General features: G+C 68.2%; 8 protein-coding genes and 2 pseudogenes. 7 read left to right on the forward strand and 3 right to left on the reverse strand.

Features of this window, described 5'->3' with window-relative positions; all coding sequences use genetic code 11:
- Nucleotides 1-2: 2 nt before the first annotated feature.
- Together ABB25_RS11080 and ABB25_RS11085 are read right to left on the reverse strand one after the other, a co-directional pair.
- On the reverse strand, nt 3-428 hold the full coding sequence (locus ABB25_RS11080) for a DNA polymerase III subunit chi (RefSeq protein WP_057666800.1): 426 nt from the start codon (nt 426-428) through the stop codon (nt 3-5).
- 78 nt (nt 429-506) lie between these two features.
- On the reverse strand, nt 507-1,985 hold the full coding sequence (locus ABB25_RS11085; RefSeq protein WP_057666778.1) for a leucyl aminopeptidase: 1,479 nt from the start codon (nt 1,983-1,985) through the stop codon (nt 507-509).
- A gap of 103 nt (nt 1,986-2,088) precedes the next feature.
- Here ABB25_RS11085 and lptF point away from each other — a divergent pair, with 103 nt between their 5' ends.
- Together lptF and lptG are read left to right on the forward strand one after the other, a co-directional pair.
- A complete protein-coding gene (lptF, locus tag ABB25_RS11090) occupies nt 2,089-3,168 on the forward strand; it encodes an LPS export ABC transporter permease LptF (protein ID WP_057666780.1) in 1,080 nt (359 codons plus the stop codon).
- Complete coding sequence (gene lptG / locus ABB25_RS11095) at nt 3,165-4,271, forward strand: LPS export ABC transporter permease LptG (protein ID WP_057666782.1); 1,107 nt, start codon at nt 3,165-3,167, stop codon at nt 4,269-4,271. The genes lptF and lptG overlap by 4 nt, the downstream gene beginning before the upstream one ends.
- On the opposite strand, the gene ABB25_RS11100 is transcribed toward lptG, so the two are convergent.
- The gene (locus ABB25_RS11100; protein ID WP_057666802.1) at nt 4,272-4,727 is read right to left on the reverse strand and encodes an RDD family protein; all 456 of its coding nucleotides are present in this window, start codon (nt 4,725-4,727) and stop codon (nt 4,272-4,274) included.
- Nucleotides 4,728-4,783: 56 nt separating this feature from the next.
- Here ABB25_RS11100 and xerD point away from each other — a divergent pair, with 56 nt between their 5' ends.
- The 5 genes and pseudogenes from xerD to ABB25_RS14975 form a co-directional block, all read left to right on the forward strand.
- Nucleotides 4,784-5,782, forward strand: a complete 999-nt coding sequence (gene xerD / locus ABB25_RS11105; RefSeq protein WP_057666784.1) for a site-specific tyrosine recombinase XerD — start codon at nt 4,784-4,786, stop codon at nt 5,780-5,782.
- Nucleotides 5,783-5,850: 68 nt separating this feature from the next.
- On the forward strand, nt 5,851-6,636 hold the full coding sequence (locus tag ABB25_RS11110; protein ID WP_057666787.1) for a thioredoxin fold domain-containing protein: 786 nt from the start codon (nt 5,851-5,853) through the stop codon (nt 6,634-6,636).
- Between the two features lie 113 nt (nt 6,637-6,749).
- Nucleotides 6,750-10,628 (forward strand): phosphoribosylformylglycinamidine synthase, encoded by a 3,879-nt coding sequence (gene purL / locus ABB25_RS11115; RefSeq protein WP_057666789.1) that lies wholly within the window; start codon nt 6,750-6,752, stop codon nt 10,626-10,628.
- Nucleotides 10,629-10,994: 366 nt separating this feature from the next.
- Nucleotides 10,995-11,126 (forward strand): annotated as a pseudogene (locus ABB25_RS15020) (ESPR domain-containing protein); the annotation flags it as partial.
- Between the two features lie 48 nt (nt 11,127-11,174).
- A pseudogene (locus tag ABB25_RS14975) lies at nt 11,175-11,692 on the forward strand (hypothetical protein); the annotation flags it as partial.

The following is an 11,692-nucleotide window of genomic DNA, read 5'->3' on the forward strand; positions in this document are numbered from 1 at the left end:
CCTTACATGTCGTACTTGTTGAGGGTATAGCCGGCGGCCTTGTACTGGCGCCAGCGCTCGCGCAGTGGCTCGCGCGCGGCCGGGTCATCGGGCACTACTTCCAGCACGCGGTCGCAGGGCTCCATCCAGGCCGCGTCACGCAGGTTGATCACCAGCGGGCGCAGGCCTGCCTGCTGGCCGGGTGCGGCAATCAGCACCAGCGCTTCTTCCTCATCCTCGTCGCTGCCGGCGATCTGGTGCGGGATGAAGGCATCCGGGTTGAACGACCACAGCAGGTCGTCCAGTTCCTCGGCCTGGGCACTGTCGCGCGCCAGCACCAGGGTAGCCAGGCCGGCGTCATTGGCCTTGCGGCACAGCTCGCAGACCAGCAGCAGGGGCTGGCCGGCAAAACGCGGCTTGGCGATCAGGTAGAAGTCGGCGCGCATCAGCTCACGGGAAGGAAGAAGGAAAGGGGGCGGGGTCAGGGTGCCTTTTGCCAGCAAAAGGCACCCTGACCCCGGTTTTGCTTACGCGGCGCGGTCCAGCAGCCACTGGGTCAGCAGGCCGACCGGGCGGCCGGTGGCCATGCCGGTCTTGCCGTCCTCGTCGGCGACACCGGCGATGTCCAGGTGGGCCCAGCGCTGGCCTTCGGTGAAGCGGCCCAGGAAGCAGCCGGCGGTGATCGCGCCGCCCCAGCGGCCGCCGATGTTGTAGACGTCGGCGAAGCTGGAATCCAGCAGCGGCTGGTATTCCTCGAACAGCGGCAGGCGCCAGGCGCGGTCGTGCACGTTCTCGCCGGCGCTGAGCAGCTCGTTGGCCAGGCTGTCGTCATGGGTCATCAGGCCGGCAGCCACGCGGCCCAGGGCAACCATGCAGGCGCCGGTCAGGGTGGCCACGTCGACGAGCGCGGCCGGCTCGAAGCGCTGGGCATAGGTCAGTGCGTCGCACAGGATCAGGCGGCCTTCGGCGTCGGTGTTGCCCACTTCGATGGTCTTGCCCGACATCGAGGTGATGATGTCCGACGGACGGTAGGCGTTGCCGTCGATGGCGTTTTCCACTGCCGGGATCACCACCACCAAGTTGACCGCCATCTTTGCCTTCACCGCGGCGACGAAGGTGCCGAACACGTTGGCGCCACCGCACATGTCGAACTTCATGTCCTCGATGCCGCCCTGGGTCTTCAGGTTGACGCCACCGGTATCAAAGGTGATGCCCTTGCCGACCAGCACATAGGGCTTGGCGGACTTGTCGGTCGCACCGTTCCACTTCAGCACCACCAGGCGCGGGCGGTTGGCCGAGCCACGGGCCACGGCCAGCAGCGAGCCCATGCCCAGCGCCTGCATCTGCGCCTCTTCCAGGATCTCGGCTTCGGCGCCGTCGTGGGCGGCGGCGAATTCGGTCGCGCGCTGGGCCAGGTAGGCCGGGTTGCAGATGTTCGGCGGCAGGTTGCCCAGTTCGCGGGCGTACTCCACGCCTGCGGCAATGGCGATGCCGGTGGCCAGCGCGGCGGCGTCATCGCCCTGCACCAGCACCTCGGCCACGCCACCGGTCTCGGCCTTCTTGTGGCCGAAGGTGGCGTTGTAGCGGTAGGCGGCGTGGTCGGCGGCGATCACCGCCTGGCGGATCGCCCAGGCACTGTCACGGCCGGGCACCGACAGTTCGGCCAGGGTCAGCGCCACGCGCTTGGCCGCACCGGTCTTCAGTGCCTTGATCGCGGCGCCGATGGCCTTGATGTAGCCCGCAGCGTTCAGTTTGGCGGCATCGCCCAGGCCCACCACCAGCACGCGCGGGGCGGTGATCCCCGGCAGGTCGTGGAGCAGGGTGGTGCTGCCGGCCTTGCCGCTGAGGTCACCGCGGCTGATCAGCCGGGTCAGGGCGCCGTTGCTGGCAGTGTCCAGCGCGCTGCCGCTGGCGCTGAGGCTGCCGTTGGCAAACAGGCCCACCACCACGCAATCGGCGTTGACGGTGGACGGGGTTACAGTGTTCAGGGTGAATTGAAGGGCCATTGATCAGATTCCGTTGGCAAATCCGTACAATCGCGAGCTTGTGCCCGGCCCGGGTGGTCGGGGGCGCCGCGAACCAAATCATAGAGTTTAAACCACCGACCCGATGTCCAAGCTTGATCGTTACCTGCTGAGCGACTTCATCCAGAGCTTTCTGGCGACCCTGCTGGTGCTGCTGGTGGTCAGTGCCGGCGGGGTGCTGGTCGATCTGCTGGGCCGGATTGCCGATGGCCAGGTTCCAGCGGCGTTGCTGTTGAGCCAGCTGGGGCTGCAGTTCATCGTCTACTTGCCGTTGATCGTGCCGATGGCCCTGATGCTCGGGCTGGCGCTGGCCGTTGGCCGGCTGTACCGCGATTCGGAAATGGCGGTGCTCACCGCGGTCGGGGTCGGCCCACGCCGGCTGCTGCGCCCGGTGCTGATGCTGGTGCTGCCGGTGGTCGCGCTGGTGGCGGCCTGTTCGCTGTGGCTGGGGCCCTGGGCCGAGCGCACTGCGCAGCAGCAGATCGAGCAGGCCAACCGCAGTGTGCTGCTGGCCGGTCTGGAGCCGGGGCGGTTCACCCCGCTTTCCGGCGGTGGCATCGTTTACGTTTCCACGCTGGGCGAGGACGGCCGCTCATTGGGCCAGGTCTTCATGCAGCGGCCCCGGGAGGACCGCTTCGAGGTGGTCAGTGCGCAGGGCGGGCGGATGTATTTCGAGGGCGAGCGGCGGCGCTTCCTGCGGCTGGAGGATGGCCACCAGGTGGAGGGGCCGTTGGCTGGTGAGCTGGATTACCGCCTGATGCGCTTTGCCGCCAACGAAATTGCCCTGCCTGACCGTGAAAAGGTGCGTGAGCAGGATGATCCGGCCCTGCGCTCGACGCTGGCCCTGCTCGGCGATGGCAGCCTGGCCGCGGTGGCCCAGCTGCATTCCCGGCTTGCTCCGCCGTTGCTGGCGCTGGCATTTGCCCTGCTGGCGGTGCCGTTGTCGCGCAGCGCGCCGCGCCAGCAGCGTTACGGCAAGGTCATGCTGGCGTTTCTGGCCTACCTGCTGGGCGTGAACCTGATGATTGTCGGCGCCCAGTGGCTGGCCAAGGGCAGCCTGCCGGCCTTCGTGGGCCTGTGGTGGCTGACCCTGCCGCTGCTGGCGTTTTCGCTGTGGCTGTATTTCCGTGATGGCCGCATGGGCCGCAACAAGGGCAAGGCATGATGCTGCGGCCACGACTGCATGATCTGTATATCGGCCGCACCGTGCTGCTGACGGTGCTGGCCACCTGGGCGGTACTGCTCGGCCTGGATGTGGTGCTGGCGCTGTCCGGTGAGTTCGAGGAGCTGGGCAAGGGCAGCTACAGCATCGGCCATGCGATTGCCTGGGTGGCCTATACCGTGCCGCGCCGTGCCTACACCCTGTTCCCGATGGCGGCGGTGATCGGCTCGTTGATGGGCCTGGGCCAGCTGGCTGCCACTTCGGAATTGACCGCGCTGCGCGCGCTGGGGCTGTCGCGCCGGCGGCTGGCGCTGTCGGTGGCCATTGCGCTGTCGCTGCTGACCGCGCTGATGGTGGTCAGCGGCGAAACCGTGGGGCCGTGGGGCCAGGCCCGGGCGGACCTGCTGCGCAACAGTGCGCGCGCCAATACCGACCTGACCATGGCCCGTTATTCCGGGCTGTGGGCACGCGAGGGCGATACCTTCCTCAATGCACAGAGCGGTGAGGAACGGCTGTCGGCCACCGGCGGCAGCGAGCTGGTGCTGAACCAGGTACGGCTGTACCGGCTGGGCAGCGACGGGCAGCTTGCCGAAGTCACCTATGCCGAAACGGCTCGCCATGATGGCCAGGGCTGGTCGTTGCACCAGGTGCGGCGTGACCTGCTGGGCGAGCGCTCGGCCAGCCGCGAGGTGATCGACCAGCAGGCCTGGGATTCACAGCTGGACCCCACCGCGCTGGCGGCCGGGCTGGCCCGACCGCGCAACCTGTCGGCGGCCGAGCTGCGCTCCAGCATCGAGTACCGCAAGCGCAACGGGCTGGATGCGCGCGATTACGAGGACAATTACTGGAGCCGCTGGTTCTACCCGATCAACGTGCTGGCGCTGTGTCTGGCGGCGGTGCCGTTTGCCTTCGGCTCGCTGCGCTCCGGCGGCATGGGCAAGCGCCTGTTCCTGGGTATCCTGTTTGCGCTGGGCTTCTGGCTGCTGCAGATGTTCTTCGGGCGGATGGCCGGCGCCTTGCGCTTTGATTACCGCATCGCCTATGCGTTGCCGCCAATCGTGATGCTGGCCATCTCCGGGTTCATTTTCCGCCGCAAGGTGGGTTGATCAGCGCGGCGGCAGGCGTACCAGCCGGGTGGCGCTGGCGCGGTCATGCCAGCCCAGCCGTTGGCGGTCCAGCAAGGCCCACCAGAAACCGGCGCCGAAGGCCAGCAGCGACAGCCCGCCCCAGGCAAAGCGCCGCCACAGGGCCTTGGTTGTGGCTGGCCGTCCCGCGGGGTCGACCACGGCAATCTTCCAGGCCCGCATGCCCAGGGTCTGCCCGCCCCGGCGCCAGCTCAGCACCGCATAGGCACCGGTGGTCAGCCAGCAGCAGGCCCACAGGCCCCACTGCCACGCGCTGAAGGGCGCGATGTTTTCCCGCACGCCGTGCCCGCTGAGGTTGAAGGCCAGGGTGAACAGCAGCGACAGCAGCAGCCACAGGGCCACGCAGACCCAAAAGTCGTAGAACAGCGCGGCGAGCCGGCGCAGCAGCAGCGCACTGGGGGCAGGGGAGGTACTCATGGCGCCGAGCATACGGGCGTGCCGGTGTGCTGGGTAGCAGGGGTATGCTGTCGGCGATGAATACCGCCGTTGTTGATTGCCCGCCCGCCCGCAGCCCGGCGCAACGCCGCCAGCTGGTGGGTGCCCTGCCGGCCCTGGTGCCGGCCGATGCGCAGCGGATTGCCGCGTTTCTGGATACCGCATGGGCCGAACAGGGCCTGTCCCGGGCCAGCCTGGAAAGCTACCGCCGCGATCTGGAAGCACTGGCGCGCTGGCGCAATGGCCAGCACGGTGGCCTGCTGCAGATCGATCGTGCCGGCCTGTTGGCCTATCTGGCCTGGCGCAGTGCCCATGGCTGGTCGCCGCGCAGTACCGCCCGGCTGCTGTCGGTGCTGCGGGCGTTCTATGCCCTGCAGCTGCGCACCGGCGCGCGCAGCGATGACCCGACCGCGCTGCTGGACAGCCCGCAGCGCGGCCGCAGCCTGCCGCGCGCGGTGAGCGAGGCGCAGATTGCCGGCCTGCTGGCCGCCCCGGACCTGGCCAGCCCCGAAGGCCTGCGTGACCGCGCCATGCTCGAGCTGATGTATGCCGCCGGGCTGCGGGTCAGCGAGCTGGTTGGCCTGCCGGCCAGCGGCGTGAACCTGCGTCAGGGGGTGGTGCGGGTCACCGGCAAGGGCAGCCGGGAACGGCTGGTGCCGCTGGGCGCCGAATCCCTGTACTGGCTGGAGCGCTATCTGCAGCAGGCACGGCCGCAGCTGGCGGGCGGGCGCGCGGTGGCTGCCGCCGGCGATGGCCAGGTGCCGCTGTTCATTACCGCCGGGCGTGGGCCGCTCAGTCGTCAGGCGTACTGGGGGCTGGTCAAGCGCTATGCCCTGCTGGCAGGGATCAACCCCGACCGGATCAGCCCGCACTCGCTGCGGCACAGCTTTGCCACCCACCTGCTCAACCACGGCGCCGATCTGCGCGCGCTGCAGATGCTGCTCGGCCACAGTTCGTTGTCCACCACGCAGATCTACACCCTGGTCGCACGCGAGCACCTCAAGCAGCTGCATCGCCACCACCATCCGCGTGGTTGAGAACCCGGTCGCTGTCGGCCAGCAGGGTTGTGCGAGAATCCTCGGGCTGACTCCATGTTGGATGACCCATGTCCCGTTACCTGCTTGCCACCCTGTTGACTGCCCTCAGCCTGACTGCCTGCGCGCAGTCGCCTGCTCCGACTGCGGCAACTGCCGCCAGCAAGCCCACCGCCACCACGGCCGATGACGCGGCCATCGAAGCCCGCGTGCGGCAGTCGCTGGGTGAGCTGGACCCGGATTTCAGCCCCGATTACATCGGCGCGGCCCCGTTTGCCGGCTTCCGTGAGGTGGTGGTCTCCGGTCAGGTGCTCTACGTCTCTGATGACGGCCGCTTCCTGATGCAGGCCCAGCCGTATGACATTTCAAAGCGTGCCATGGCCACCAGCGACGGCCTGCTGGCCCATCGCCGTGGGCTGCTGGCCCAGGTGCCGGCCGATCAGCGCATCCGCTTCGTGCCGCCCAATGCCAAGTACACGGTGACCGTGTTCACCGACACCGAGTGTGGTTATTGCCGCAAGCTGCACCAGGACATTGCCGAGCTCAACCGCAACGGCATCGGGGTGGAATATCTGGCCTTCCCGCGCATGGGCCCGGGCAGCCAGGATTTCACCGACATGATCTCGGTCTGGTGTGCCGATGACCGCCGCAGCGCGATGAACAACGCCAAGGCTGGCCAGCCGGTGTCGGCGCGCAGCTGCACCAGCCCGGTGGCAATGCACTACGAACTGGGGCAGAAGCTCGGTGTCAATGGCACGCCGGCGATTTTCGCCGCCGATGGCAGCCAGTTGGGCGGTTATGTGCCGCCGGCGCAGCTGAAGGCAGCGCTGGAAAAGCTCGGCCCGGCCGCGCGCTGAGTGGTTTTGCCGGAGCAGGCGCAGGTCTGCTCCGGCCCGCTCGTCCCCGGCGCTGGTTCGGGGCCGGCGATGGCTTACAATAGTGGGCCGTTTCCCAACACGGTTTGCCGGACATGATCGTCCTCGAGGGCGCAGCTGCCCTTTCCCCGTTCCGCCGCGAACGGCTCGAATCCCGCCTGCAGTCCATCGCCGCTGACCTGCGTATCACCAGCGCCCGGCACCTGTACTTTGTTGACGCGGCTGACCCGCAGGCTCTGGATATGGCCGTGCTTGGTCGCATCCTGCAAGCCAGCACCAGCGTGCAGCCCAGCCCCACCGGCAGTGTCAGCCGGATCGTGGTGCCGCGTCTGGGCACGCTTTCGCCGTGGTCGAGCAAGGCCAGTGAGCTGATCCGTGGCGCCGGCCAGCCGGTGCACCGGGTCGAGCGCGGCCTGCTGCTGGAACTGTCCGGATGGCCGGCCGATCCGGCCCAGGCAGCGGCCGTGGCCAAGGTGCTGCACGACCCGATGACCCAGACCCTGCTGGCGGACATCGCCAGCGCCGGCGCCCTGTTCAGCAGCCCGCCGCGTGGCCAGCTCGAGCGCATCGCGCTGGCAGAGCTTGAGGCGGCCAACGCCCGCCTGGGCCTGGCCCTGGCCGAGGACGAGATCGCCTACCTGCGCCAGCGTTACAGCGAGCTGGGGCGTGACCCGAGCGACGTGGAGCTGATGATGTTCGCCCAGGCGAACTCGGAGCACTGCCGCCACAAGATCTTCAACGCCAGCTGGACCATCGACGGCCAGGAACAGGACCGCTCCCTGTTCCGGATGATCAAGAACACCCATCAGACGACCCCGCAGTACACCCTCAGTGCCTACAGCGACAATGCTGCGGTGATCGAAGGCCACCCGGCGGCGCGTTTCCGCCCGGACCCGGCCGATGGCCGCTACCGCGCCGAAGCGGTGGTGCCCAGCGCCTTCCAGATCAAGGTCGAGACCCACAACCACCCGACTGCGATCGCCCCGTTCCCGGGCGCCTCCACCGGTGCCGGCGGTGAGATCCGCGACGAGGGTGCCACCGGCCGTGGCGGCAAGCCAAAGGCCGGCCTGACCGGTTTCAGCGTCTCGCACCTGCGCATTCCGACCCTGCCGCAGCCGTGGGAGGCGCCGCGTGCGCTCAACCCGCGCATGGCCCCGGCGCTGGAAATCATGCTCGACGGCCCGCTCGGCGGCGCCGCGTTCAACAACGAGTTCGGCCGCCCGAACCTGCTCGGCTACTTCCGCAGCTTCGAGCTGCCCGAGGACGGCATCACCCGCGCCTACGACAAGCCGATCATGCTGGCCGGCGGCCTGGGCGCGATCGACCGCATCCAGGTGGACAAGATCACGCTGGGCGAGGGCGACCGGGTGATCGTGCTCGGTGGCCCGTCGATGCTGATCGGCCTGGGCGGTGGCGCGGCCTCGTCGGTGGCGTCGGGCGAATCGGCCGAGGCGCTGGATTTTGCCAGTGTCCAGCGCGACAACCCGGAAATGGAGCGCCGCTGCCAGGAGGTCATCGACCGCTGCGTGGCGATGGGTGCGGACAACCCGATCAAGTTCTTCCATGACGTCGGTGCCGGCGGCCTGTCCAATGCGATTCCCGAGCTGCTGCACGATTCGGGCGTGGGCGGGGTGATCGATCTGGACAAGGTGCCCAGCGATGATCCGTCACTGTCGCCGCTGGAGCTGTGGTGCAACGAATCCCAGGAACGTTATGTGCTGGGCATCGCTGCCGACCGCCTGGAGGAGTTCGCCGCGATCTGCGCGCGCGAGCGCTGCCCGTTCGCCGCCGTTGGTGTGGCCACCGCCGAGGAGCGGTTGGTGGTCGCCTATGGCGCCACCCCGGGCAACATTCCGGCCGATGCGCCGATCGACCTGCCGATGGACGTGCTGTTCGGCAAGGCACCGAAGATGCACCGCGATGCCAGCAGCCCGTCACCCGCGCGCTGGCCGGCCCTGGCCACCGCCGGCCTGGACCTGCACCAGGCCGGCCTGCGGGTGCTGTCGCACCCGAGCGTGGCGTCCAAGAACTTCCTGGTCACCATCGGTGACCGCAGCGTCGGCGGGCTGACCGCGCGCGAGCAGATGATCGGCCCCTGGCAGGTGCCGGTGTCGGATGTGGCCATCACCCTGGCCGGGTTTGACACCCACGCCGGTGAGGCGATGGCCATTGGCGAGCGCACGCCGCTGGCCCTGCTCGATTCGGCTGCCGCCGCGCGCATGGCGGTGGGCGAGGCGCTGACCAACCTGTGCGCCGCGCCGGTGGAGGCGCTGGACACGGTCAAGCTGTCAGCCAACTGGATGGCCGCCTGTGGCCACCCGGGCGAGGACGCCCGGCTGTATGAAGCGGTCAAGGCAGTGGGCATGGAACTGTGCCCGGCGCTGGACATCTCCATCCCGGTCGGCAAGGACTCGCTGTCGATGCAGGCGCAGTGGCAGGCCGATGGCCAGGCGCAGAAGTCGGTCAGCCCGGTCTCGCTGGTGATTTCTGCCTTCGCGCCGGTGGCCGATGCACGTGCCCAGCTGACCCCGCTGCTGCAGCGTGATATCGACAGCGACCTGTGGCTGATTGGCCTGGGCGCGGGCAAGCAGCGGCTGGGCGGGTCGATCCTGGCCCAGGTCTACGCCGATGATTCGGCGCTGCCGGCCTTTGGTGGTGCGGTACCGGATGTGGATGATGCGCAGCGCCTGCGTGCGTTCTTTGAACTGATCCGCGATGCCCGCCGCGACGGCCTGCTGCGCGCCTACCACGACCGCAGCGATGGTGGCGCCTTTGCCGCGTTGTGCGAAATGGCCTTTGCCTCGCGCCAGGGCCTGGAAATCAACCTCGATGCCTGGGGCGATGATCCGTTCCGCAGCCTGTTCAACGAGGAGCTCGGTGCGATCGTCCAGGTGGCCGATGAAGACCGCGCCGCGTTTGCCGACCTGGTCGAGCGCCATGCCCTGACCGAGTGCGCACAGCGGATTGCCCGTCCCGGCAATGCGCCGACGATCCGGGTCAATGCCGATGGCAAGACCCTGGTGCAGTGGTCCTGGGAGGAGCTGTTCGACGCCTGGTGGTCGGTCAGCCATGCCATGCAGAAGCTGCGTGACAACCCGGACTGCGCCGATTCCGAAGCGGCAGTGGCTCGCGATTTCAACGCCCCGGGGCTGAAGCCCCGGCTCAGCTTTGATCCGGCCGACAATGTCGCCCAGGGGCTGCAGGACAGCGCGGTGCGGCCAAAGGTGGCGATCCTGCGCGAGCAGGGGGTCAACGGCCAGGTCGAAATGGCGCAGATGTTCACCGCTGCCGGCTTTGACGCTTTCGATGTGCATATGTCCGACCTGATCGCCGGCCGGGTGGACCTGGCCGGTTTCCGTGGCCTGGCTGCCTGTGGTGGCTTCAGCTACGGCGACGTGCTCGGGGCCGGGCGCGGCTGGGCGACTTCGATCCTGGAGCGGCCGGCACTGCGGGCGATGTTTGCCGCCTTCTTTGCCCGTCCCGATACCTTCGCGCTGGGCGTGTGCAACGGCTGCCAGATGATGAGCCAGCTCAAGGACATCATCCCCGGGGCCGGGCATTGGCCGGCCTTCCAGCGCAACCAGTCCGAGCAGTTCGAGGCGCGCACCGCGCTGCTGGAGGTGGCCGATTCACCGTCGATCCTGCTGGCCGGCATGCATGGTTCGCGGATCCCGGTGGCGGTGGCCCATGGCGAAGGCCGGGCGGAGTTCGCCAGCCAGGCCGATCAGGCGGCGGCAGTGGTCGCGCTGCGTTATGTCGATGGCAACGGGCAGCCGACGCAGACCTACCCGCTGAACCCGAACGGCTCGCCGGACGGCATTGCCGGCCTCACCAGCAGTGATGGCCGGGTGACGATCCTGATGCCGCATCCGGAGCGTTGGGGCCGGCCGGTGAACTTCAGCTGGGCACCCGAACACTGGACCGCGTCGCCCTGGTTGCGCATGTTCCGCAATGCCCGCCTCTGGTGCGGTTGATCTTTCCGCGCCAGCCCGTGCTCCGAAGCCCGCCGTCAAGGCGGGCTTTTTTGTGGCTGATCGCTGCGGGTTGCCCGGCGTTTCCTTTTTGATCACGGTTTTTTGACAGCAGCTGCCCCGAAGCGTGACCGGCGTCAGTATTTGCTGGCGCCATTGTGCCGACCGGCTCATTTTTGCCGGTTATTTGACGTGGTGATTTTGAGACGACAGACTCGGCAAACCGTTTCGGCTGTATTCACCTAGTCGTCCAGTTCGTGAATGTCTCGCAAGGGGCGAGAGTGCCGAGGGGTCACACACCAATACAGGGGTTGGTGCGAGGTATTTCACCCGCGCACTTGGCCGGAAGCCATTCAAGGAGCAGTGTCGATGAATCGGATTTATCGCAAGGTCTGGAACAAAGCATTGGGGCAGATGGTTGTTGCCTCGGAACTGGCCTCGGGCCATGGCGGTGGCGGGACCACCGACAGGCGCGTCAGCGGGGGCGCTTCCCACAGTGCTTTGACCATGGCCGTGGTGCTTTCCTTGGGGCTTGCGGCAGGGCCGGCAATGGCACAGGTGGCCCCTGCCGGGGTGGCAGTGGGCGGGTATCATCAATGCCGCCTGGCCGATGACAGCCTGGGCTGGTGTGCCACGCCAGGCACCGCCTACGCCAGCGCCGTCGACAGCGTGGCGGTGGGTTTTGCCGCCTTTGCCAATGCGCCGCAGGCCACGGCGCTGGGTGGCTTCAGCCGCGCTTATGCCAACCAGGCGGTCGCGCTCGGTTTCAATGCCAGCGCCGCACTGGCCGGCGCCACGGCGGTCGGCGCCAACGCCTATGCCTACGACGTCGGCGCTGCGGCCCTGGGTACCGGTGCCCAGGCACTGGCAGCCTCCAGCGTGGCGCTGGGCGCCTCTGCGGTGGCTGATCGTGCCAACACCGTTTCGGTGGGCAGTGCCGGCGCCGAGCGCCAGATCACCAATGTCGCCGCCGGTACCGCCGGCACCGATGCGGTGAACCTGGACCAGCTCAACGAAGTGGCGGAAATCGCCGCAGAAACCAACAAATACTTCCAGGCCAGCGGCAA

Origin of the sequence: Stenotrophomonas koreensis (assembly GCF_001431525.1) — a bacterium.
GTDB lineage: Bacteria > Pseudomonadota > Gammaproteobacteria > Xanthomonadales > Xanthomonadaceae > Stenotrophomonas > Stenotrophomonas koreensis.